The 21,766-nt window shown below is 48.8% G+C and carries 25 protein-coding genes and 1 pseudogene; 2 read left to right on the top strand and 24 right to left on the bottom strand.

Annotation, left to right across the window (positions count from 1 at the left end; genetic code table 11):
- The first annotated feature begins 5 nt into the window (after window positions 1–5).
- Both ACZ47Z_RS02030 and ACZ47Z_RS02025 read left to right on the top strand, forming a co-directional pair.
- Entirely contained in the window at window positions 6–692 is a 687-nt protein-coding gene (locus ACZ47Z_RS02030) for a hypothetical protein (RefSeq protein ID WP_005333502.1), read from the top strand.
- Between the two features lie 13 nt (window positions 693–705).
- Window positions 706–1,152 (top strand): hypothetical protein, encoded by a 447-nt coding sequence (locus ACZ47Z_RS02025; protein ID WP_005333500.1) that lies wholly within the window; start codon window positions 706–708, stop codon window positions 1,150–1,152.
- 81 nt (window positions 1,153–1,233) lie between these two features.
- On the opposite strand, the gene ACZ47Z_RS02020 is transcribed toward ACZ47Z_RS02025, so the two are convergent.
- The 24 genes and pseudogenes from ACZ47Z_RS02020 to ACZ47Z_RS01905 form a co-directional block, all read right to left on the bottom strand.
- Window positions 1,234–1,398: a Maff2 family mobile element protein gene (locus tag ACZ47Z_RS02020; RefSeq protein WP_083475061.1), complete on the bottom strand. Its 165-nt coding sequence runs from the start codon at window positions 1,396–1,398 to the stop codon at window positions 1,234–1,236.
- A 138-nt stretch (window positions 1,399–1,536) separates the two neighbouring features.
- Window positions 1,537–2,373, bottom strand: a pseudogene (locus ACZ47Z_RS02015) (VirD4-like conjugal transfer protein, CD1115 family); the annotation flags it as partial.
- A 41-nt stretch (window positions 2,374–2,414) separates the two neighbouring features.
- Entirely contained in the window at window positions 2,415–2,573 is a 159-nt protein-coding gene (locus tag ACZ47Z_RS02010; RefSeq protein ID WP_006428300.1) for a transposon-encoded TnpW family protein, read from the bottom strand.
- A 142-nt stretch (window positions 2,574–2,715) separates the two neighbouring features.
- Window positions 2,716–4,587, bottom strand: a complete 1,872-nt coding sequence (locus tag ACZ47Z_RS02005; protein WP_464525814.1) for an AAA family ATPase — start codon at window positions 4,585–4,587, stop codon at window positions 2,716–2,718.
- Between the two features lie 11 nt (window positions 4,588–4,598).
- Window positions 4,599–4,901, bottom strand: a complete 303-nt coding sequence (locus ACZ47Z_RS02000) for a hypothetical protein (protein ID WP_054752062.1) — start codon at window positions 4,899–4,901, stop codon at window positions 4,599–4,601.
- Window positions 4,898–6,394 carry a MobQ family relaxase gene (mobQ, locus tag ACZ47Z_RS01995; protein ID WP_464525813.1) on the bottom strand — a complete coding sequence of 499 codons (1,497 nt, stop codon included), beginning with the start codon at window positions 6,392–6,394 and terminating at the stop codon, window positions 4,898–4,900. The genes ACZ47Z_RS02000 and mobQ overlap by 4 nt, the downstream gene beginning before the upstream one ends.
- Window positions 6,360–6,719, bottom strand: coding sequence for a DUF3847 domain-containing protein (locus ACZ47Z_RS01990; RefSeq protein ID WP_003500140.1), 360 nt, complete (start codon window positions 6,717–6,719; stop codon window positions 6,360–6,362). Before ACZ47Z_RS01990 ends, mobQ begins: the two co-directional genes overlap by 35 nt.
- A gap of 382 nt (window positions 6,720–7,101) precedes the next feature.
- Complete coding sequence (locus tag ACZ47Z_RS01985; RefSeq protein WP_002593328.1) at window positions 7,102–7,710, bottom strand: ATP-binding cassette domain-containing protein; 609 nt, start codon at window positions 7,708–7,710, stop codon at window positions 7,102–7,104.
- A complete protein-coding gene (locus tag ACZ47Z_RS01980) occupies window positions 7,707–9,671 on the bottom strand; it encodes a bacteriocin-associated integral membrane family protein (protein ID WP_004845300.1) in 1,965 nt (654 codons plus the stop codon). Before ACZ47Z_RS01980 ends, ACZ47Z_RS01985 begins: the two co-directional genes overlap by 4 nt.
- 215 nt (window positions 9,672–9,886) lie before the next feature.
- Window positions 9,887–10,231: a TnpV protein gene (locus tag ACZ47Z_RS01975; RefSeq protein WP_464525812.1), complete on the bottom strand. Its 345-nt coding sequence runs from the start codon at window positions 10,229–10,231 to the stop codon at window positions 9,887–9,889.
- Entirely contained in the window at window positions 10,228–13,152 is a 2,925-nt protein-coding gene (locus ACZ47Z_RS01970) for a DUF4368 domain-containing protein (protein ID WP_464525811.1), read from the bottom strand. The genes ACZ47Z_RS01975 and ACZ47Z_RS01970 overlap by 4 nt, the downstream gene beginning before the upstream one ends.
- Entirely contained in the window at window positions 13,149–13,616 is a 468-nt protein-coding gene (locus ACZ47Z_RS01965; protein WP_117502812.1) for a PcfB family protein, read from the bottom strand. The genes ACZ47Z_RS01970 and ACZ47Z_RS01965 overlap by 4 nt, the downstream gene beginning before the upstream one ends.
- Window positions 13,617–13,660: 44 nt before the next feature.
- A complete protein-coding gene (locus tag ACZ47Z_RS01960; RefSeq protein WP_117502814.1) occupies window positions 13,661–14,026 on the bottom strand; it encodes a DUF7768 domain-containing protein in 366 nt (121 codons plus the stop codon).
- Between the two features lie 5 nt (window positions 14,027–14,031).
- A complete protein-coding gene (locus ACZ47Z_RS01955) occupies window positions 14,032–15,000 on the bottom strand; it encodes a DUF3991 and toprim domain-containing protein (protein WP_117502811.1) in 969 nt (322 codons plus the stop codon).
- A 22-nt stretch (window positions 15,001–15,022) separates the two neighbouring features.
- The gene (locus ACZ47Z_RS01950) at window positions 15,023–16,024 is read right to left on the bottom strand and encodes a phosphoadenosine phosphosulfate reductase family protein (RefSeq protein ID WP_117502810.1); all 1,002 of its coding nucleotides are present in this window, start codon (window positions 16,022–16,024) and stop codon (window positions 15,023–15,025) included.
- A gap of 177 nt (window positions 16,025–16,201) precedes the next feature.
- Entirely contained in the window at window positions 16,202–16,564 is a 363-nt protein-coding gene (locus ACZ47Z_RS01945) for a hypothetical protein (protein WP_117502809.1), read from the bottom strand.
- A gap of 180 nt (window positions 16,565–16,744) precedes the next feature.
- Window positions 16,745–17,248, bottom strand: coding sequence for an EcsC family protein (locus ACZ47Z_RS01940; protein WP_226972097.1), 504 nt, complete (start codon window positions 17,246–17,248; stop codon window positions 16,745–16,747).
- Window position 17,249: 1 nt separating this feature from the next.
- Window positions 17,250–17,609, bottom strand: a complete 360-nt coding sequence (locus ACZ47Z_RS01935) for a YccF domain-containing protein (RefSeq protein ID WP_005333494.1) — start codon at window positions 17,607–17,609, stop codon at window positions 17,250–17,252.
- A gap of 3 nt (window positions 17,610–17,612) precedes the next feature.
- The gene (locus tag ACZ47Z_RS01930; RefSeq protein WP_005333491.1) at window positions 17,613–18,047 is read right to left on the bottom strand and encodes a hypothetical protein; all 435 of its coding nucleotides are present in this window, start codon (window positions 18,045–18,047) and stop codon (window positions 17,613–17,615) included.
- A 229-nt stretch (window positions 18,048–18,276) separates the two neighbouring features.
- Window positions 18,277–18,609 carry a hypothetical protein gene (locus ACZ47Z_RS01925; RefSeq protein ID WP_005333489.1) on the bottom strand — a complete coding sequence of 111 codons (333 nt, stop codon included), beginning with the start codon at window positions 18,607–18,609 and terminating at the stop codon, window positions 18,277–18,279.
- 3 nt (window positions 18,610–18,612) lie between these two features.
- Window positions 18,613–18,903: a hypothetical protein gene (locus tag ACZ47Z_RS01920; RefSeq protein WP_022415108.1), complete on the bottom strand. Its 291-nt coding sequence runs from the start codon at window positions 18,901–18,903 to the stop codon at window positions 18,613–18,615.
- A 121-nt stretch (window positions 18,904–19,024) separates the two neighbouring features.
- Entirely contained in the window at window positions 19,025–19,921 is an 897-nt protein-coding gene (locus ACZ47Z_RS01915; protein WP_005333486.1) for a sensor histidine kinase, read from the bottom strand.
- Window positions 19,922–20,773: an ABC transporter permease gene (locus tag ACZ47Z_RS01910; protein WP_008373910.1), complete on the bottom strand. Its 852-nt coding sequence runs from the start codon at window positions 20,771–20,773 to the stop codon at window positions 19,922–19,924.
- Window positions 20,766–21,692 (bottom strand): ABC transporter ATP-binding protein, encoded by a 927-nt coding sequence (locus tag ACZ47Z_RS01905; protein ID WP_008373911.1) that lies wholly within the window; start codon window positions 21,690–21,692, stop codon window positions 20,766–20,768. The genes ACZ47Z_RS01910 and ACZ47Z_RS01905 overlap by 8 nt, the downstream gene beginning before the upstream one ends.
- Window positions 21,693–21,766: the final 74 nt, after the last annotated feature.

The following is a 21,766-nucleotide window of genomic DNA, read 5'->3' as shown; positions in this document are numbered from 1 at the left end:
CTTTTATGCTGACACTTTATACTGCTGTCGGAACCTTAAAATTTCAAAAAACGACAGGCGGAAAATCCATTCCTCTTGTAATCAACGATGGACAAGAATATGGACTATCGGATGACGAGCTGCTGCTCTGGAGCTGTCTTGCCTTCCAGATTCTGACGCTCCATGAACTCCAGGATGCCTATACCCTGCGCCAGATACAGAAAGAAGGTCCGAAAGGCTTATCCTTCCAACACTATCTGAACCGACTTTCCTTACGCGGTCTGGTTGTAAGCGGAATTGGACTGACAGGGGTGGATGCCTTATATCGCCTTCTCGGCAGTCTGACCATTATTCCCTTGAAGGATACCTTTCCCATCCGGCTCTTTGGCTGCGTTCAGCTTTATCTGGAAGGAACTATTGGTGCAAAAGAGTTTGGCAGATATTTAAAGAAGAAACCCTCTTCACCGATGGAAGATACCATTCTGAAGCTGGCTGATAAGGTATCCCTCACGACCGCTGAGCTTGTCACAAGTATGGAGCAGGAAAAAGTAATCCACAACGAATCGGATATTATGGATGAGTTATACACAGAACCGGAGACAACTTACCAAACACTTGTGGATGATGTCCAGATTCACCATACCCAGTATCCAGTGCTGCAGGCTATTGCTAATTTGTACCTGAATAAACAAATCACATTTCATACATGTTAAAGGAAGGAACCTTATGCCAAAACCATTTTTCACAAAGCTGGTTGCCATCAGTGCAATCGGCTTTTTCTGTGTACTTTTTGGGTGCATCTTCGGGATCGCCACCCATGACCGGCTCTTTATCCTCATGAGCCTCCTCATCGGAATCTGCAGCATCTTGCGTGCACTCAGTTTCTACCACCTGATCCATACACATGCTTATCTGTCACTGGACGTAAGCTGCACGAAACGGGAACAGACACTCTTCGGGAAAAACCAGCAATATTGGTTTGCCAGTGATAACGGAAAGGAATACGCCTTCTCACTGGAAAAGAATATCAAACTCCTAGAGGGACATCGGTATCGGCTGTACTTCCGGAAACCACAGCAGGGAACAGGGCAATCGATGCCATGTGCCGGAGATATTCTCGGATATGAAGAACTCACCGATCAACTGCCGGAACTTCCGGATACATCCGTTTAGATAGAAAATGAGCCGCCCGTACTGCATCACCCCTACAGTTCTGGCGGCTCATTTTATTATAAATAACCTCTCTTATTTCTATCAAACAATAGTGTTTGTATCCGCTTCAATGCCATGAGCATTGGCTCCGGGGTTATCCTGCCCGTAGCCTTCCAGAAGGTTTACGACGTCCCACACGCCGAGGCCAGCGCCCAACGCGATTACGAGAGTGGACAGGGTAGAGATAGCTTGACCGAAAAATGCCATAGTGTTTCCTCACTTTCTGCCGCTTATGCGGCGATAAAAATAGGTTGATAGGTGTATTTCCAACGGGGCCGGACGGCCCCGGATTGGACGGGAAAGCCCCGCAGGGCATGAAAAAAGCCCCGCCGTTTCGGGGTCTTGCTAAACGGCGGGGCTGGTGGTGCCGGGGGCGTTGTCGTCGATCTCGTACACGTCGAATACGTCCCCCGGCTTGATTTTCAGCTGGGTACTTAAAAGCGCCTCCACGTCAAAGGTCAGTTTCTTGTCCGCGTCGGCGGTGTATTTATAATTAGGGTGCTTTGTCAGATCGTACTTGCGGGAGAAGAAGGGACGGACGCCCCGCAGCTGCAAAATGCACTTGTCGCCCGGCATGGTTGCCAGTTCGTCCATTGTCATTAGCTCCCGGCCCAGCTTTTGGTAGTTGGTGCCATAGCTCCGTTGCGTCCCTCTGGTGTCGCTGGTGGTGTAGGTGTCTATGCTTTCCTTGCCCAACAGCTCCACCATGTCTTTCAGGGTGGTTTTCTCCCGGCCCCCTAAGAAAATGACCGAATCCATGTTGCCTATGATGGTTTCGGCGTTGTCCTTGTAAAGCGCCTTTAGCTGGGATTGCGCCTGCAAAAACAGGCACAGGGAGATTTCCCGCGAACGGACGACGGCGCACAGCTTTTCCAGCTGGGGAACCTGCCCCGTGTTGGCGCACTCGTCCCACAGGCAGCGCACATGTACCGGCAGCCGCCCGCCGTAAACGTCGTCGGCCTTTTCACACAGCAGATTGAAAAGCTGGGTAAAGGCCATAGCGATTAGGAAATTAAAGGTGCTGTCCGTGTCGCTGATGATGAAGAACAGCGCCGATTTCCGGTCGCCCAGCGTGTCAAGCCCCAGCTCGTCGTAGGCCATGATCTCCCGTACCTCCGCAATATCGAACGGGGCTAACCTTGCGCCGCAGCTAATAAGTATGCTCTTGGCGGTCTTGCCAGAGACGAAAAGTCAAGGACTTTTTCATCAAATTCACAAAGAAGTCACATTTTGCGGACTTCTTCACGAAGCAGACGCTTGATTTTGTCCTCCATCGTCTCTTTTGCGGTCTGGCTGAAATGCACACGGACGATATAGGTGGTCTTGCCAATCTGCTTTCTGACAGTAGGGCAAGTGGCGGTGTTGGTTGCGGTATTGTTCATTCAAAGTCCTCCTGTAAATGAAAAATGCCCGGTGACTGTTCATTATCGGGCGATGTCGGTATGAGGGAACAAGGCAAGGCGGCAACATTAAGGTATCTATAAAAACCTTGCCGTCTTTGCCACGCTTGCCGTGTTCCTGTTGTCAGTCTCGGAGATAGCAGACCCATGCTGTGCCGTCTTTCTCGGTCACAAGTCTGTCCCCGATACGGCTCTTTGCCGTTCTCATGGTGCGTGAGGAAATCCCACGCTCATTGACCGTCTTTTCCAGCTCTGCACTTGGCATACGCTTTCCATCTGCCAGCAGTTCCAGAATGAGCATTTGCGCCTGTGCGGTCTTGCTCTCGGTCTTGGCGGTGTCTGTCCCGGCAAGAAGCTCGTCAGCGGTAATGTCATAAGCTCCTATCCATTCAAAGCCTTTCTCGTCTCCCAGAGAAAAGGCAAGGGACTGTCCGGGCGGCGCAAGGGAGCTTTTCTCATGGATAAGCACCCTCGTTGTGGGGCTGTCCTTCAGCTTGCCGATAAAAAGCAGACTGCGGACTGCCGCCGTAATGTCGATAGACCCCAATCCCCGGTAGGTGCTTTGCGTTCCTACGGCTTTGTTCAGGTGTCCGATCAGCACGATAGCGCACCCGGTAGCCTGTGCAATGTCTCCCAGACTGCGGAATATCGGGCGCACCTCGTTTGCTCTGTTCATGTCCACATCTGCGCCCAGAAACGCCTGTACCGGGTCAATGATAACAAGCCTTGCGTTGTTTTCCCTGATTGCCCTTGCTATGCGCTCATCGGCAAGGGTCAGCGGTGTGTCCCTATCGTCAATGACAAGCACTCTTTCAAGGTCTGCTTCCGCTTCCATCAGTCGGGGCTTGACGGTATCGCCCAGACCGTCCTCTGCGGTCTGGTAGATGATGTTGAAAGGCTCAAGGGTCTCCATACCGGGTAAAGGCTTTCGGTTGGTGCAAGCCGCCGCAAGACGCATGGCAAAGTAGGTCTTGCCCTCGCCGGGGTTGCCCTGTATGATGGTCAGCTTTCCAAAGGGGATATACGGAAACCATAGCCAATCCACGCTCGTCAGCTCCACATCTGCCATGCGGAGCATGGGGACAGGCTGGGCGGTGGGCAGCTCTCGCAGCGTGATTGTCTCGGCTATGAATTTGCGGCTGGGAATGTCCCCTTGCTGACGGAGAACATCGTTCCAGTCTTTCCTTGCCGGGACAAGGCGAATGACGGCGATCTCGCCGGGAATGGACTGTGCCAGTCGGGTACAGGCTTCGCTTCCTGCGGTGTCGCTGTCAAGGCAGAGGAACACTTTTCGGGTGTCCTTGCGTTCAGAAAGGAAACGGTCAAGTGCTTTGCCAGAAACGCCGCCCAGGGCAAGATAGCTCCTTGTCTGCCAGTCTTGCGGATATAGGCAGATAAAGGATAAAAGGTCTATCGGTGCTTCAAAGACAAAGAGCTGGTTGCCGTTTCCCTCATAGCGGAACGGATAGGATTTGTCAGACCCGGCAATGTCCTGTCTGAATGGGTCTGCCGTTCCTCGCACATGGGCGTATCTCGGCGTACCGCTTCGGTCTCTGCCGACAAACACAACATTGTGCCGCTTTGCGTCCTCGTAAATATCCCCGGAAAGAAGAAAAGTCTCAACAAGCGTTTTGTTGAGACCTCGGCTTTCTGTGAGATATTGGATTGCTCTGTCGGCTGTTCTGTTGTGCAAGGGCAAGTGAAACGCTGTGGGCGGTGCTGTGCTGGCTTCGCTCTGCCCCTCGCCGCTTTCGCCGGTCAGGAGCTGGACGGCTTCGGGAAAGGACTTTCCGTAAAACTCCATGACAAAATCAATGGGATAACCGCCCTTGCTCTGGCTGTGGCGAAACCACTTGTTTCCCCGGACGGTCAGGCTGTCATGTTCTTTCCAGCGGTATTCCCGTCCGCTTTTGATAAGTGTCTCTCCCTGTGTGCGGAGAAAATCTTCCAGACTGACGGCGTTTGCCCGGTCAATCTGTGCTTGGGTGTACTGCATGGGCGTCCTCCTTACTTCTTGAAAACAGCGCATCGTCTGCAAACGCCATGCTCACGCTCGTCCAGCGTGTAGGGGCAGTTCGCACATTCCTTGCCGTACTGCCTTGTGATAACAGGCAGATATCCCAACTCCTGCAACATATCAATCTGGCGGTCGGTGAGGGTAGCTTCAAAGGCAAGGCATTTCCGGGCGTGTTCGTCCAGCTCAATTAGGTCGGAAAGCGGTCTGCCATCGCTCAAAGGTTCTCCGCTCAAAAGGCGTTTTGCCGTTCTGCGGATGGGATTGTATTCGTTCTTCCAGTCGTATTTTTTCATCGGGATATATCCTCCTTTTTCTGTCGTGTTTGGGGTCGATTTTGGTGCATTTGTTCCTCTGTGCGTTCGTTAAAACGGGCGGCAGTATCTACGCATGACTTGACCTTCCAAAGGCGGTGTAAATCGTCTCTGACGGTCTTAAACTCGCCATAGGTGGTGTTGTGCGCCTGTTCCAGCTCGTCATACTCTTCGGTCAGCTTTTTCATATCCACCTTGCCATCCGGGAACTCTCCGGTCAGCTTGCGTCTGGCGGCGTAGAACTGTTTCAGTTCTGCTTCATGCTCTGCCTTGTACTTGGCTCTGGGCTTCTCAAACTTGATTTTCTGCAAGCCGTCATAGACAGGCTTCAAGCTCTGGAAAGCAGCGGAGCTGTCATAGAGCTGCTTAATTGCTTTCATTCGGGCGGTCTGTTCGTCCAGCGTTTTCTTCAAGCTCTCTGTGGCAGCACTGTGTTCGCTGACACGGTGTTCCAAATCTCCAAGGGAGTAAATGCCGTTTGCCCGGAGATAATTGAAAGTCTCGTTCATCTCCTTTAGATTGCTGACCTTGCCTTTCTGCGAATAAGCCCCGGCTCTGCGCTGGGTGTAATAGGCGTTCAGCAGAGAAACAAGGTCGGGTGCCTGCGGCTTGGCAAGCTCCGCTTTTGCTTCGGCAATCCAATCAAACAGGAGAGCGATTTTCTTCTTAATGTCCCGGATAACGGCATTGGTCGCTCTGATCCAGCGATTGAACTCGCCTTTCTCGGTGCGTATGCCTTTCTTCTCCATTGCCCGGACGGTTGCGCCCTCATGGACGGTGGGAAGAAGCTCTACGCCCTGACGCTCATAGCTTCGGTGGTCGATACGAACGTCAAGCCCCTTTTCCGCAAACTTGGCGTTGCATAACTCTGCCCATGTCTGCCGCCAGTATTCCAGCGTTTCGGGACTGCCCCAGTCGGTAGTGGGAACGGCGTTGAAAACAAACTCGCCGTTCTGGTCCCGGATACGGTTGCCGTCCTCGTCCAGCTCATACACCCGGCGTTGCTTTAGCCCCCATTTGCCGTTCTGCTCGATGGGGCGGATAGGGCAAAGCACATGAAAATGTGGATTTGGTATGCCACCGTCCTCCCGGTCTGGCTGGTGTACGGCGAAGTCAACCACCATGCCCCGGCTCACAAAGTTCTCCAATAAAAATTGCCTTGCAAGAGCGATGTTTTCCTCAAGGGAAAATTCATTCTGCAAGGCAATGTCAAAGCTGTATGCAAGCTGGGCGTTCTTTCCACGCTCGGCTTTTTCCACGGCGTTCCATAGGGTCTGGCGGTCTGCGTATTCGGGCGGTGCATGGGACGGCAGGAGAATGTCAGAGCAGATCACGCCGCCCTTGCGGGTGTAGTCGCTGTATTCGCCGTAATACTCGCTATACAATCGCTCCCCGGCTCGGTAGGCGGCAGAAGCGATAGCGGACTGTCCTGCGCTTCGCTTAGTCTGCGTGACGCTCAGATGAAATAGTGCCATCGGCTTTCAACTCCTTTTCTCTGTTTGCTTGGCTGATATGAGTAATCGCCATGTGACGGACGGCTCGCTGGACTTCGGACAGGGAAAAGATGTGTTCCATCAGCTCTGTCATTTCGGTGCGTGTGAGATCTTTGACCTCCGGGGCAAGGCTCTCAATCGTGCCGCCCAGATTGCAAAGGCGGTGGGTGCGCTTGGTGCGTTCGCCTTTCTCCAGATACTTCTTTCTATTCTCCAGACGCTCCAGCTTGTGTTGTTCCTGTGCAAGCTGCGTCTCAGCTCGTTCCTTTTCGGCTCGGAGCTGGTCAAGGGTTTTCGGTTTTGTCATTGTGATTGACCTCCTTTTTTGATTTTGGGGATAAAAAAAGACCGTCAACTTTTCGCATAGTGCGACCAGTCAACGGTCTGATTTTCGGTATTTATTTTTCCAAACTTGCTGGCGGCGAACAGCATTTTATGCTGTTTGCGGACGGCAAGTCCACAGGGGATAGCCGCATTAGCGGCGCAAGGGGGTGTAGCCACCTTGACGGAACGAAGTGACGCAACTTTCTCGGTCGGGCAGTTTTCTTCTGCTGACAGAGAATGAAGCTCCGCAGGACGCACATACTCCCGATAGGAGAGTATAGAAGTGCGCCCTTTAGTTCCTAAAGGGATTTTCTTCTGACCCAAATTATATAAAATGTAGATCAAGACATTTCTAAGAGGTACTCTCAGATTTTCACAACATAAGGTTCATCTTCAATAATACCCTGATCGTGGGTAACAATGATAACCGTTTTACCTTCTTCATTGAGTTCGTGCAATAACCTCATAACAATATCTCTATTTTTCTTGTCAAGTGAGCCAGTAGGTTCATCTGCCAAAACAACAGAACATTTTTTCATCATAAGACGAGCTAAAGCAACTCTCTGTTGTTCACCACCGGAAAGCTGATAAACTTTTTTGTTAACTTCCTTTGATAACCCCACACGATTAAGAGCTTCTTTAAGTGATACTTTAGTTCGGCTTGATTTTTTAATCAAACTTAAATTTTCTTTAACTGTCTTATTTTCAAGCAGTGCAAAATTCTGAAAAAGAAACCCCACTGTATCCGCAAAAAAACTGTTTTTATTTTTAAGCCGGGTAATATTCAGCCCTTCGATTATGATACTGCCGCTATCCGGTTTTTCGATACCACCAATCATATTGAGTAAAGTGCTTTTTCCACTGCCGCTATCGCCGCTGATTACTACAAAACTTCCATCCGGAATTTCTAAATTAAAGTTAGAGAAAATTATTTTCTCTCCAAATGCTTTATTTAAGCCACGAATTATAATCATAAACATCCTCCCTTCAATGACTTTGAGATATTTGTTTTTTCAACCCACATAATATTTGTGAAAATGATTGCCATTTCAATAATGGTGAGCAACGCTCCAATCAGTAAAGCAATCCCGACACTTGCGTTAGATATAAAAATCGAAACAATGCAAATCAATATCACAACGGCTATATTTTCTAAGAGATTAACGGAAATAAATCTTTTGTGCCTTTCATAAAAGCGATAGCCCAAAACCTTTTTGAGGGAGATTTCCATCGCATTAAGTCTAAATTCCATTTTCACTTCAGATATGATGATAGCGATATCTAACAGCAATACTAATACGCAAAGAGAGCTTATAAAGCCAATCAGTTTCACGAGGAAACTATGACTATAAATGTAATCCTCTCCGACATTCGTCAGCATAAAATAGTGTGAACCAAGCTGTTCTGAATATTTTTTCGCAACACTGCGAATTGTGCTTTCATCGCATCCGTAGATTACCTCACCATTATATGTTCCTGTTTCGATATAACTTCCATTTAAAGCAACAGCCTCATTTGCCTGATAAATCACAATCGGATTTGTTACTCTTGACAATCCGTCAATAGCCTCTTCTCTGTTCGAATTGAGATAATAAAATTGTTCTCTGCCAGAATATTCTTTATAAACAACACGCAGTTCTTCTGCATTTTGGGTAAGAGAGCCAATTTCCTCTTTTGCGATATCTTTGTATGATTCCGCATTTCTTCCCTTTGGCACGAAGACCACGATATCCTCTTTTTCATCATCTTCAGTAAGCATATCAGAAAACCCTTGTAGCATATCTCTGGCATTATGATTTACAAAAATATAATTATCCGTATCGCTTATCCGGCTGCCTATGCAGACCACCGGATTTATCGTGTTGTATTCATTTTCGTAAAGGTCATTCCAAAATTTGCTCTCTTTGGATTCCTCCTCATTTTCTTCAAAAGGAGGTTCAATCTGCATAACTCCAAAATAATAATCATTATAATGATTTTCTAAAAGAGTAGTGTTTGTAAGTAAATTACCTTGAATGCTACTGAGATTTGTAGTTATTGTAAAAATTGTCATGGCAGTAGCAAATACTTTAAGACCGTTCAGAAGATAAAACATACCTTTTTTATCTGAAGCATTGGCAAAGGCTTTTTTTACATCAAAGCGGACAAAAGCAGCATAAGGAATTACGGAAAGAACTGCTCCGGCACAATACACTGCCAAAATGAGATGATCTTCATACGCTCCCGATATAAATTGAGAAACAAGCAACTTTGCTAAGACGAATAATGCAGCATATGAAATCATATCAGCCACTACAGCTTTTAGAGCAATCACAGCAGCATTTTCGCCCAGAGAAGCTCGTACAACTACTTCCTTTTGCCTGCGTATCACCTCAATCATATTAAGTACAATCATCAATATGGCAACCAGGCCCCAAACAATGAACATCATATCAGTTTCGGTTGATTGCCAAAACTCTGGCTGCGATATAGAATATTCTTTTGCCAAATCTTGATATGTGGCAATAATGTCATCATCATCACCGATATAGCTGACCATTATTTCCTGTCCATTGCCTGTGTTTTTTGCTTCTCTAAAATCTTCAAATTCTATTACGGTGATTCCACCTATCAAAGCCGTATATGTTTTTTCCTCAATATCCATTGTGCTTTTAAGACTATCCCGAACAACGGTATCATCACCATAAATATAAAGTCTTGTCTGATAATTAGAAACTCTCTGATTAAAAGTCGAAAAAATATGAACACCATGCTTCTCAGCTGTATCTTCTGCATTGGCTAAAAATGAATCCATATCGTCATTAGTAGTTGTGTATCTGGACGATAAATAATAAGCACCATTAAAGTTCCAGAGCATATTTTGATATACTTCAGCTTGCATAACAAAAGCAAAAATAATCGTAATCAACAGCAATATATTTCTTATATGTTTCATTTGAAATTCTTAAACCTCCTTTGAATAGGTAACAGACACACGATTGCCCAAAATACTAATATGGATTTTTTCATACAACCACATTCTCTTGTTAGATTCTAATTTTCCGTTTTCTTTATTCGCATAAATTGTACCATAAAACTCGTGAACAATTCTACCGCAACTTTGGAATATATGAGAAAAGTCCGAACAGTTTTCTGCCCGGACTTCCTCACTCAATCATAAATCAATTCTGCTTTCACAACTTCCTCTGCCTGTGCCTTGCAAGCGTTCATCTGCCGCACCCATTCCATTTGGTTTTCAGCTTTCAGTTGCTCGGTCACACCGTACTGTTTTGCCAGCTCCGGCACGATCAGTTCCATGCGGTTTCGTGCCGCTTCGTCAATCTCGGCGCAATGTTCAAAGAGCTTGTCGGATAGCACCAGTTCATTGAACAGTATCGGGCGGTGCATTTCCAAATACGCCTTGCGAAGTCTGCCGTAGTGTCCGAGGGGCTTGCTCTTGCGGATAACAATGTTCGGGATAAGATAATCTCCGTTCTGTGTGTAAGTGATATTCATGCTGTTTGTACTCCTTTCATTGGCTCTCTCTGCGGTAAACTGCTGACAGGGACGAATACGCCCTTTGCAATATCCTCCGCACGAATGGCGGCTTTCTTGGCTTCGATTTCTGCTTTTTTTCTCCCCTTGATTTTGTCCTCGTATCGCTTCTGCACTCCGCTGGCTTTCCGTTTCAAGTAGTTCTGATGAAGCCTGTCCTTGCGTTCCTCACGCCTGCGGATTTCCTCCAATTCCTCCGGGGTCAGCTCCACTTCTCCAAACGCCGGGGGAACGAAACGCCCAACAAAATTGAAGTAAATCTCTACCTCCTGCGTGGTCTGTATACTGCCCTTGCGGTCACGCTCATGCACAAGAATTTTCTCAATAAACTCGTTGAGCATGGCAATGGTCAGCTTGTCGAAGTTCTCATACTTATCAATCAGAGCGATAAAACGGTCAGCGTTCTTTTCGTGCGTTTCATAGCTCCTGATAGCCTTTTCCAGAGCAGAGATTTCAGCGGTAAGCTCGGACTGTTCCTTTTCGTATTGAGCGTCCAGAGTGGCGTATCTGCTGTCGGACAGCTTTCCCAAAATGTTGTCCTCATAGATTTTGCAGAGCAGGACTTCCAGCTCGGAAACTCTCTGCTTTGCTGTGGCAAGGCGTGTCCGCTGTTTCCTGACCTCTGCCGTCTGCTGGCTGGACTGTGCTTCCTGCACCACACGGACAAACTCGGCTCTGTCATACTTGGCATATTCTGCAATGGCTTTGAGCATTTCGGAAACAAGGGACAGTACCACATCTTCATTGATACGGTGCTGTGTCGTGCAGAGCTTTCCAACTGGGACTTTGCTGTATTGGGAACAGGTATATTGAGAAATACGCTTGCCGTTGTTGGTACGGTGGACATACATCTTGCCGCCGCAATCGGCACAATAAAGCAAGCCTGTGAGGGGAGCTGCTTCGCCCCAGCCGTCCGGGTAGCGTCTGACATTCCCACGGATTTTCTGCACAAGGTCAAAGGTCTGCTGGTCAATGATAGCTTCATGGGTATTCTCGAAAATCGTCCATTCGTCCTCCGGGACATAATGGCTTTTCTTGTCCTTGAAGTGCTTTCGAGTCTTGAAGTTGATGGTGTGTCCCAGATATTCACGCTTTTCAAGAATGTTGCAGATGGTGGAAGAACCCCAGCCGTACACATCTTTGAAAGTCTTGTTTTTATTCACACCCTCGCCGTGCTGGGCAAGGTAAGCGGACGGAATGAGGATTTTTTCTTCTTTCAGTTTGCTGGCGATCTGATACGGACCGTAGCCGTCAATCGTCATGGCAAAGATGCGCTTGACCACATCAGCGGCTTCGGGGTCAACCAACCATTGGTCTCTGGCTCCGTTCCAGAGATAGCCGTAAATGACCGTGCCTGTGAGGTGCTTGCCGGACTTGCCTTTTGACTGGAAAGTGGAACGGATTTTACGGCTGGTGTCTCTGGCGTAATACTCGTTCATAATGTTGCGGAAAGGGGTAAAATCATCGTCCCCTCTGGCACTGTCCACGCCGTCATTGATGGCGATAAGGCGAACGCCACGCTGACGCAAGATTTCCATAATCTGACCGACTTTCAGATAGTCACGACCCATGCGGCTCATGTCCTTGATACACAGGTACTCCACATTCCCGGCTTCCACTTCTTTCATCATTGCTAAAAATCCGGGACGGTCAAAGCAAGTACCACTAATACCATCGTCCGTGAAATGGACAATGTTTGTAAAGCCCTGCCGTGCGGCGAACTCCTCCAACATAGCCTTTTGATTGGAAATGGAATTGCTCTCACGCTGTTGGTCATCATCTTTGCCAAAGTCATCACGGCTCAGTCGTTCGTACAGAGCTGTGATTTTCTCATTTTTTCTCATAACTTGCGCTCCTTTCTTCGGTTTTAGGTTGTGTGTTCTAAGAGACTTCCCAACTGCTTGATTAAGAAGTCTTTTAGAGCATACAACACCCGCCGCCAGCTTGTACTTTTTGTACTGCCTCACGGCGAAGTGTTGCGGCTCCACGGCTTCCAGCGCGTCAAACATCAAATCGACGGGGTTTTTATAATCCTCGTCGTCCTCCCGCACGTCCATAGCGTTGATTAGCTCCACAAGGGTATTCATGTTTTGCTCGTCCTCCGGGGCCTCGTAGTGAATGTAGCCAATCAGGGCGCAGTACAGGAGCGTTTCAGCCTTTTCCCAAAAGGCGTCCCCGCCCTTCTGGTCGCCCTTGGTGTTGGCGATCAGACAGTTTACCAGCTTCAAAATGTCCTTTTCGCTATGGATATACGCGAAGGGGTTATAGTGAAAGCTCTTTTTGAAATTGATGGTGTTAAACACGCGAATCCGATATTTTGCCCGTTTCAGGGCGTTTCCACATTCGCTCAATACCCCTCCTTTCGGGTCTACGACGACGTATGAGCTATGCAGCTGTAACAGGTTGGGCTTTAGCCAAAACCTTGTTTTGCCGGAACCGGAACCGCCCACAATCAGGCAATTTTTATTCCGGGCCGTCGCCGGATTCTTGGGGCGGCTGTTCATGGTTAAAAACTCCGTTTGCGTCAAAATCACGTTGTTTTCCGGCTTGGGGTCTACGAACGGCTTTATATCGTCCGGGCCGCCCCATCGGGCCGAACCGTATTCAATGTTTTTGCGCCATTTTTTCGCGTTTTTTTTCTTGAAGTAGACGACTATCCAGATCACGGCGGCCCCGGCTATCCCGGCCAGCAGGTCGCGGGGGTGCAGGCTTGGCAGCGGGTCGCTGCCTAAGAGCGCCAGCCCGTTCACCGTGTCCATGAACCGCTTGCCCATGTTCTCCCCGGCAGACAGCCGGAACGCCTGCCCCAGCTTATCGGCCAGCCAGAAGATGAACAGATAGGGGAGATTGGGCAGGACGTACTTTTTTACTTTGTCGTTCATAGCGCCCGTTCCCCCTTGTCCAGATGTTTTTCCTTGCCGATAGTGGCCTTGGACAGCTCCTTGAACTTGGCGAGCTGGGCCAGCAGGGACGGCTTGCTATGCTGCTTGACGCGCTTTTGCGTGTACTCCGTAAAGGCGGCGGTCAGGGCGTCGGCGTCCTTGCCCTTGAAAAAGACGTAATATTTGCCGTCCCGCCCCTTCTTGGGTGCGAAGTCCACGCCGTACTTGCGGGCCACGCGCTCAAATGAGCGAATCCCCGCCTTGTCCACGTCGATACTTGACATGCCCTTGTTTTGGGCCGCCAGCTGCTTCACGGTCTGCTTGCCCCGGTGGAGCTTTTGCGGGTCGCTCTTTTCCTGCCACGCTTTCAGCACCTTTGCGACAGCCGCTTTCAGCAATCGCCCGGACAGCTTGCCCACTTTCACCACCACTTGCGCAGCGCCGTTGTTGACTTCCTCCTGCATGAATCACCCTCCTTTCTCACAGGTGGGGAAGAAATGCGGCCCGGTCAGTTCTCCGGGCCGCCGTGTTCCTCCTGTTCGCCCTGCCCCTTGACGGTCAGAATCCCGTCAAGCGTCGTCGCCGTGATATTAAGCCGCTGGGCAACGGCAATCTCGTTTTTCACGGCCCCGTCCACCACGCCGCCGCAGATAATCAGGACGTGGGAGCGCCGCAGCATATCGCGGGCCATGTCGATACCGTCCTTGTGTTCGCGGGGGATAGCGTCGTCAATGAACAGCGGCAGGTACAGGCGCGGGCAGATCGGGGAAAAGCCCGCCTCGTACACCGCCCGGCAGTAGCGCCGGGCCGCCTCCATGTTCTCGGTTTCCGTGCCGCTCCACGCGGCGCTGATGTATGCCAAAGGCTTTTTAATCATTGTCATATGCTCCTTTCTTTGGGGCCACGGGCCGGGGCCGGTCGTTCGGCCAGCGTCGCCCGCAGCAGTTCGTTGTAGTCTTTTCCATGCTCAACGGGGGGCGGCTTGCGCTCCACGGTCAGGGCGCGGCCTTGCAACTCCTTGTCGTCCCGTAGGGCCGCCTCAATCCGGCCCATACCGTCCAGCCCCGCCTTGTCGTTGTCCAGACACAAATATATCCGGTCGATCTCCGGGCGGTCGTAGAGGAATTGCAGCAGCGCCAGCGGCGACGTGCCGCCCAGCGACAGGTAATGCCCCCTATCCCATGTGGCAACCCCCCGCGCCTTAAACAGCGTCGCCAGCGACAGGGCGTCTATGGGGCTTTCAAACACGGCCACGGTGCGGCTCGGCCCGCCAGCCGGGAAGCAGAAGTTAAACCGCTTATCGCTCCCCGGTACGTCGCCCTTGAAGTCGCCCATTGTCCCACGCAGGCAGGCAAACCGGGCTTTCCCGGCCTTGTCCCTGCCCACAAACACGCAGTTGTGGTATTTCCGGCTCTCAAAGAAGATACCGGCCCGTATGCACCGGCTGATGATCTCCGAATCTATCCCCCGGCGCTGCAAATACGACACGGCGGCGGTGGCGCAGCGGTTCCCCTCCGGCAGCGCAAAGGCCCTCGGTTGTTCCGGGGGCCTCGTTACCGGCTGGGAAAGAGAAGGGGCCGCCCGTCCGTCGTTGAGTGTCCGCACGGCCTCAACAAACTCCATGCCGCGCACCTTGATTAGATAGTCCAGCGCCGTCTTGCCGCCAAAGCCCCGCGTCGTCCAGTTCCATCTTCCGTTACTGATAACAAGGCTGTCATGGGTCTTTGTCCGGTACTCCTTATCCGTGGGGCGCTTTTTAGTAAGTTCTCCCGGCTCGTAGGTTTGCAGATACGACAGCAAATCCCACTCTTTCGCCCGGTCTATCTGTTCCCTTGTCACTCCGGGCATGGGCAACACCTCCTTTGTCGCATTAAAATAGGGCCTCGTCGTCGTCACCGTCAACAAGGCCCGTTAGGTATTCCTCAATGTCCAGTTGTCCGCTCTCCGAATCCTCCCAGCCCTTGCGGGTTATCCACCAGCGGAACATATCGGCCCCCGTCTGCCAGTGAAACCGGGCGGCGATCTCCGGGTGCAGGTCTAAATATCGCTGGAAAGAACGGATATACAGCGCCTTGTACTCCGGCAGGTCGTCCAGCTCCCGCAGGTTTAACGCCATAGGGCAGCCGATACAGCCCACGCGCTTATATCCCAAGTCATACAGGGGATTGTGCGGAAGATGGTACAGATCGTGAAACTCCCACACGTCGGCGTCCTGCCAGTCGATGATCGGATTGACAACCACTTTGCCCCGCTTCATGCAAAACTCGGTCATGCGCCGTTTCAGGTCGTTGTCGTTGTTCAGCTTGATACGCTCCCGCTTGCCGCTGGGCAGCTCGTAGGTGGCCCGCCGCTGCTTGCGGTTGGCGCTCTCGGCCCAGCGTACCCCCGTCACCGTGTACCGCCCAGCCCCCGCCGTTTCTTTGAGCAGGTCGCAGCACCAGCGCCTTTGACGCATGGGAGCGCCTTTAATGGGAATCAGCGCCCACATGGACGTGCTTTTTCCCTTGAACGTGGGGTAGATGATGGTGTACGATACGCCCAGCGCCCGCCAGCGGGCTTGTTCCTCCCGCACATAGCGCACGGTCAGCGGGTGGTCGGCGGTGGTGTGACTATGCGCGATTTCAAACCGCACACCGGCAAGACGGGCAAGCTCCTTGATTACGTCGCTGTCCTTCCCGCCGCTGTCACAGACCATGAGGCCGCCGGGGTGGTTGGCCTCCGCGTTCGGGGCAAGCATACGCAGCCGGTCTATGGCCGTCTGTACGCGGTCGATCTCCCCGAATAGCGTTAGTTCCTGTAAAATCCGAAAACCTCCTTTTACCGGCTGGAAAAGAAAGCGGGGCGCTCCTGTCCAGCCGTTTTTATCGCGCAAAAAAGGGACGGCCTTTTTCTCGGTCGTCCCATAACGTACAGCGTATTAACATACCTTTTTCCAGCCGGTAAAGTCTTACCAGCTGGTAGAAAGAGGGGGTGCAGGGGGGGGAAACACAGACTTTCCCCCGTCTGCTTGCAAATGGGCGCACTTCCCCCTATAATGAAACTATCGGTTTTAAGCGCCGTCCTGCTCGGCCTTGTAGTCCTCTAGGGCGTCGTCATAGTCCAACAGGAACGAAAAAAGGAAGTAGCCCCGCGCCTCCGGGTGTCCGGCTAGCTGTTCCACATCTTCCGGGAACGGCAGGCCCAGCACGCCGTACAGCGTCCGCAGCACTTCCAGCATTTCGCTTTCCCGGCCATCTTGGTAAAGGCCGGTCAAGATGTTATACAGGCGGTTGGTGGTGTCCGTGTCGCCGTTTGTCACCGTCCACAGCATTTCCACAAACGGCGGGGTATGCGCCCCGGAAATCAGGTTGATCTTGTCCTTGACGATCTCCCCCGAAGGGCGCAGTACCCCCTTGTCTATCAATTCTTGCATGTTTGTTTGCCTCCTTTTCCGTGTTGCCCGTGGTGCCCAAATGGTGCCCAACCTTACAAAAACACGTTATTAGGAGCCTTGACACGATATTTCGGGGAATTGAGAAAATGCCCATTTCATGCGGGTTTGCGGGGCCTTCCTATGAGAAGTCCCGCCGCCTTTTGCCGGGTTATTTCGGTATCAGGCAATAAAATATTTTTCTTCCCTGCTTTCATAGCTGTATCCATACTGCAGAGCAGTCTCATAAATATTCTTTAAAATCATCCCTGTAAATACCGGAATATCCGGCAGACCGATTCCCAATACGCCCATCCCGATTCCAGACACACCGGATAGCAGTAAATTCTTTGTTCCCGTATCTCTTGCCTTTTTAGAAAAAGAGCGGAGGGATTTGGAATTCTGCTTTACATCCGCCATATACTGCCGCACCTGATAATCCTGCTCCAGTTTTGTCCGCTGATACGTCTTTTCAATAACCCCGGTTCCTTTCTCGAAAATCAGAGCAAATGCCTTCGCAAAAGCGGTATCCAATGTTTTCTGAAGTTTCGGCGGTATCTTTTCCTCCAGTTTCTGATTCAGAATGCTCTCCCTTTTCTCTGAACGCTTCTGAAGGAATCTCTGCTCCTGTACTTCCAGCTTTTCCCACTCCTTCTGAAGCGGTGTCCTTTTATCAAATAATCGCATCTTAATACACCTCCGCACCAAACGGCATCAATGCCAGTTTCGCCAGTTTAAACTGCTGCAAACCAAACGGGATTCCGATAATCGTCACACATAAAGCTGTACCCAACGCCAGATGCTCCAGTGCAAGAGGCAGACCGGATACAATCAGCCAGATGATATTCAAAAGGAACGAACCAGCTCCGCCACCATACTGCACCTCTTTTCCAAAGGGGAAAAAACTAAGCGCCGCAAATTTAAAACACTGCATCCCCACCGGAATCCCCACAACGGTAATACACCAGAGACAACCTGCCAGACACCAGCTCAGCCCACTGACTGCGCCGCCAAACACAAACCACAACACATTTCCCAGGCATCCCATATGCTACACCTCCCCATTCATCCGATTTTTCACATCAGCAAGTATCTTTTCTATCCGGTTGATGGCATCATCCACCTGTTCTCTTGCATCTGCAATCTTGCTCTGCACCATATAATCTGCCACCAGCCCGTCCAGAAAGAAATCCGCAAAGGAAAGGAAGCTGCCGATTTCCATGCGCAGATCCAAGGAAACCTGCACATCTCTTAATTCTCTCTGAAAACGCTGAATATCGCTTTTCGCCTGTTCCATCAACGCAGCTGCGTCATTCATTTTAGAATGCTTCACAAAGTCACTGATAAAGCCTCCTCCAAGCATATCAAAAATGCCCCAGTTTCTCGCACTTCCCAACTTATCCCTTGCTGCGTAAAGGCTCTGAAGCGCCCGCTCCCCTGCCTGTACTGCTTCCTGCATTTCCCGTTTCATCATTTCGTTACTCATCGTTTATCCTCTCTTTCTTTTTAGCAGACTATTGCGGCAGATTTTCTATATTTCATAATAAAAAAAGACTCCTATCATGACCTCTGCCACAATAAAAGTCTTGCTATCTCATTTGCTACGGGTATCTCTCGATACCGGTTGTCGGTTACAAAACCACCTCTTTCAAGGCGTTCAGCTACTCCCTTTTTTGCTTGAGATGAATATAACATATTGGAAATAATTTGTCAAATCATGCATTTTTCTTTTCCAACCGTTCCGCTTCTCTGGCAAATACATGCGAGATATCAAACAGTTCCGGTACATCTGATATGGTACACACATTCACACAATAATTGAGCCATGGAAATTCTTTTGTCATCTGATAAATAACTGCCATGGCTTTTGCTTCTGACATTGCTTCCACCGAATGATATCCCGATCCCTGAATATGCTCAAATCCGTTTGCTTCAAAAAAGTCCCTTACATCCGCATATGCATTATGCCAGTCACCTTTCGGATAATATTCCTTTAGTGCTTGTGTATTCAGGTCAAAATTGATGCCTTTCCTCTGTAAGCTGTCCATCTGTTAGTTCCTTATAAAGTCTGTAATCAGGTTCTCCTTTTCTGTTCCGTTATACCAGAAACACTCTAACAAATTCTCTGCAATTCCTACGGAGTTTTTCAACTGAAAGATTGCTGCCCAGAATCTTCCATAGTCCTGCTTGCGTCCCCGGTCAAGATAAATCCTGCTTCCAAGGGCTTTGACTGCACAGCTTAAATCCTCCTGCTCAAAAATCTGATCTGCCTGTTCACACATCTGATTTACCGTTTCCGGAGCGAGCTTGCTTGTATCAAATTTAAGTTCTACTTTATACATTATACTCATCCTTTCATACAACAAATGACTGAGTGACTCTTCTCTTTCTACTGTAATTCTACCATGAAACCTATATAAAGTCATTCCCCATTTTCACTTGCTTTAATATAAATTTTTCCTTTTATTTTGGAAACACAATCTCCACACAGAACTCATTCCCTTCTATCCGGGCGCTGATTTTCCCATCCATACGAAGTACCAGCTCTTTCGCAATTGATAAGCCGAGACCGCTGGAAGTCTTACTGCGTGCTTCATCCGCTTTATAAAACCGTTCAAACACCTGATCTACATTTATTTTTTCCACATGACATACTTGATTTTTTATCTGTATCCGGATGTTGTTTTCAACTTCTTCCAGTGAAATACTGATTTTCTTCTCCCCGTGATCCAGTCCGTTTTTTATGATATTCTGAAAAATTCTCTGGATTCCCTGTTCATTTCCGTTCATAAACAGCAGTTTATCTGTAATCTGTATCTCCGGTTCAATTCCTCTGCCCGTCCATTCATCGTAGTAGGAAAATATGGTATCTTTCAAAATCTTGTTGATACAGCAGGATGACATTTCCAGATGAAAAGAATCGTTTTTAAGTTTTGTAAAAGTAAATAATTCTTCCAGCATTTCTTTCAGGCTGCCGATTCTCTCCTGTATGATCTTCATATACCGTCTCTGCTCTTCCTGGTCTTCACAGGTTTCCATTAACTGAAAATATCCGTCAAGGGATGTCAAAGGAGTACGGATATCATGTGAGAGATTTGTATATGTATCCGAAATCATCTCCTCTTTCTTCAAGTATTCCTTCTTTTCCCTTCGCTTCAGTTCCAGCCATTCGTTTAAAACATCTGCCAACTCACCAATGCCTCCAAAATCCATTTCTCTGGTAATCAGCATGTTGCTGTCGTGCTTCATCAGAAACGACAACTGGCGGCAGATGTCTTTCACCTGCCGCTGGTATTTCCAAAATAACATTCCTTGTACCAGTATCACTGCTATCAATAGCACGAACCCTAGTTTTATCATTTAGATATCTCTCTTTCTGAATACCCATGCTGTCAGTAATGTAACCACGATTCCGAACGCCGCCGCAATCACAACTGCTGTCAGGCATTCCTTATTGGTCGGTGACATGGATAAAAGTGCAATCTTTCCTGTCACTGTATATTTCAAAATCTGGAAATTCTCCACACCTGCCTTCTGGATCAAATGATTGATCACTCCGTATAAGACAATCATGGTATTCATGCACAGGCAGATAACAATCGTCATGCTGAACACGTTGCTGTTCAAAACCACCGCAATCGCCATACTGATTAGTACCAGTGCATAATGAAGCAAAATCTGAATACCAAAGTATCTCAGCAACTCGCTTCCATTCCCCCACTCCAGATATCCGAAGTACATCTGCTGTGCAATAATCTGAATGATGAAATAAAGCAGCATGGTAACAGTCGTATACACAAACAACACGGAAGCTTTGGAAAAGATCAGGTTTCTCCGGCTCCTTACCTGCCCGCCGATATTTTTAATATAACCGCTTCCTATATCTGCACTGGAAAACAGCACTGTAAAAATCACCAGAAACAACGCCACAAACTTCGCCTGCAGGTTTGCATATACCTGATCAAAGACCGTTACTTTTTCTCCCGGCTGTGTCGGCAGGAATACGGACATTCCCATATTGATGGTTTCTGGTTTCACTGTTTCTGCAATGCTTTCTGTCTGCTGTTGTTCCGCTTCCTTGTTCATCGTATCAATATCCAGTTTCGACATGGATGTGGAGAAGAATATAGCTGCCGCCATCACAATCCATACCACATACATACTTTTTGTCCGGACCATCCGGTACAGATCCATTTTTATCATATTAAGCATTTTGATTCCCTCCTGTCAGATTCAAGAAATAGGTTTCCAGTTCTTCACTGGTAATGGAAATTCCATTGACCAAAATTCCTGCTTTTGCCAGTTCCATATTGACATTGGCGCTTTCATTCAATCGTTCAAATATATGGATATGGCTCTTATCTGTAACCTGATAGTTGGTAAATCCCATTCTGTCCAGAATCGGGACTGCCTGCTCCGGATGGATTAACTCTATTTCAATCCGTTCACTGCAGCGTTTCATCAGTTCTTCGCTTGTCAGCTCCTGCAGAAGACTTCCATTATGGATAATTCCATAATCCGTTGCAATCTTAGATAATTCCTCTAAAATATGACTGGATATCAAAATCGTCATATTCCGTTCATCTCGCAGTCTCTGTATGGTATCACGCACCTCTGCAATTCCCTGGGGATCAAGCCCATTGATCGGTTCATCAAGGACCAGGAGATCCGGCTCCCCGACCAGTGCCAGCCCGATTCCGAGACGCTGCTTCATTCCAAGGGAAAAATGTTTCGTTTTTTTCTTTCCGACACCTTCCAGTCCGACCGTCTCTAAGATATCTTCGATGTATCCCTTTTTCCGAATACCAAACAATTCACATTTTATTTTCAGGTTTGTATATGCATTCATGTTGCCATACAGCCCCGGTGCTTCAATCAGACACCCCACACGAGAACGAATCCTCTCCAGTTCTTTTCCTTTACACCCGAACATCTCAATCTCTCCGGCTGTCGGTCTTGCAAGTCCACTGATCATCTTCAGGCAAGTCGTCTTTCCCGCACCGTTCCGTCCGATAAATCCATAGATAGCACCCTTTTTTATGTGAAGGTTTACTTTATCCACTGCCTTATGATGACCATACTGCTTCGTCAATCCATTTGTACTTAATAACAATTCACTCAATGCTTTCATCTCCTTTTCTTATCTGCTGTTATCATATCGGATAAATCCTAATCAAACGCAAATAAATAGTAAAAAAAGAGTAA

The sequence above is a fragment of the Mediterraneibacter faecis genome, assembly GCF_055383675.1.
This window is presented reverse-complemented; position numbering and strand designations above follow the sequence as displayed.

What these genes read in the sequence shown, in the direction of transcription:
- ACZ47Z_RS02020 (WP_083475061.1), bottom strand. Translation starts at nt 1,398, where the DNA reads ATGGCATTTTTCGGTCAAGCTATCTCTACCCTGTCCACTCTCGTAATC.
- ACZ47Z_RS01970 (WP_464525811.1), bottom strand. Translation starts at nt 13,152, where the DNA reads ATGAACGACAAAGTAAAAAAGTACGTCCTGCCCAATCTCCCCTATCTG.
- ACZ47Z_RS01945 (WP_117502809.1), bottom strand. Translation starts at nt 16,564, where the DNA reads ATGCAAGAATTGATAGACAAGGGGGTACTGCGCCCTTCGGGGGAGATC.
- ACZ47Z_RS01910 (WP_008373910.1), bottom strand. Translation starts at nt 20,773, where the DNA reads ATGCTTAATATGATAAAAATGGATCTGTACCGGATGGTCCGGACAAAA.
- ACZ47Z_RS02005 (WP_464525814.1), bottom strand. Translation starts at nt 4,587, where the DNA reads ATGCAGTACACCCAAGCACAGATTGACCGGGCAAACGCCGTCAGTCTG.
- ACZ47Z_RS01965 (WP_117502812.1), bottom strand. Translation starts at nt 13,616, where the DNA reads ATGCAGGAGGAAGTCAACAACGGCGCTGCGCAAGTGGTGGTGAAAGTG.
- ACZ47Z_RS02030 (WP_005333502.1), top strand. Translation starts at nt 6, where the DNA reads ATGCTGACACTTTATACTGCTGTCGGAACCTTAAAATTTCAAAAAACG.
- ACZ47Z_RS02025 (WP_005333500.1), top strand. Translation starts at nt 706, where the DNA reads ATGCCAAAACCATTTTTCACAAAGCTGGTTGCCATCAGTGCAATCGGC.
- ACZ47Z_RS01990 (WP_003500140.1), bottom strand. Translation starts at nt 6,719, where the DNA reads ATGACAAAACCGAAAACCCTTGACCAGCTCCGAGCCGAAAAGGAACGA.
- ACZ47Z_RS02000 (WP_054752062.1), bottom strand. Translation starts at nt 4,901, where the DNA reads ATGAAAAAATACGACTGGAAGAACGAATACAATCCCATCCGCAGAACG.
- ACZ47Z_RS01920 (WP_022415108.1), bottom strand. Translation starts at nt 18,903, where the DNA reads ATGTATAAAGTAGAACTTAAATTTGATACAAGCAAGCTCGCTCCGGAA.
- mobQ (WP_464525813.1), bottom strand. Translation starts at nt 6,394, where the DNA reads ATGGCACTATTTCATCTGAGCGTCACGCAGACTAAGCGAAGCGCAGGA.
- ACZ47Z_RS01915 (WP_005333486.1), bottom strand. Translation starts at nt 19,921, where the DNA reads ATGATAAAACTAGGGTTCGTGCTATTGATAGCAGTGATACTGGTACAA.
- ACZ47Z_RS01955 (WP_117502811.1), bottom strand. Translation starts at nt 15,000, where the DNA reads ATGCCCGGAGTGACAAGGGAACAGATAGACCGGGCGAAAGAGTGGGAT.
- ACZ47Z_RS02010 (WP_006428300.1), bottom strand. Translation starts at nt 2,573, where the DNA reads ATGAACAATACCGCAACCAACACCGCCACTTGCCCTACTGTCAGAAAG.
- ACZ47Z_RS01930 (WP_005333491.1), bottom strand. Translation starts at nt 18,047, where the DNA reads ATGAGTAACGAAATGATGAAACGGGAAATGCAGGAAGCAGTACAGGCA.
- ACZ47Z_RS01940 (WP_226972097.1), bottom strand. Translation starts at nt 17,248, where the DNA reads ATGCGATTATTTGATAAAAGGACACCGCTTCAGAAGGAGTGGGAAAAG.
- ACZ47Z_RS01975 (WP_464525812.1), bottom strand. Translation starts at nt 10,231, where the DNA reads ATGAATATCACTTACACACAGAACGGAGATTATCTTATCCCGAACATT.
- ACZ47Z_RS01985 (WP_002593328.1), bottom strand. Translation starts at nt 7,710, where the DNA reads ATGATTATAATTCGTGGCTTAAATAAAGCATTTGGAGAGAAAATAATT.
- ACZ47Z_RS01935 (WP_005333494.1), bottom strand. Translation starts at nt 17,609, where the DNA reads ATGGGATGCCTGGGAAATGTGTTGTGGTTTGTGTTTGGCGGCGCAGTC.
- ACZ47Z_RS01980 (WP_004845300.1), bottom strand. Translation starts at nt 9,671, where the DNA reads ATGAAACATATAAGAAATATATTGCTGTTGATTACGATTATTTTTGCT.
- ACZ47Z_RS01905 (WP_008373911.1), bottom strand. Translation starts at nt 21,692, where the DNA reads ATGAAAGCATTGAGTGAATTGTTATTAAGTACAAATGGATTGACGAAG.
- ACZ47Z_RS01925 (WP_005333489.1), bottom strand. Translation starts at nt 18,609, where the DNA reads ATGGACAGCTTACAGAGGAAAGGCATCAATTTTGACCTGAATACACAA.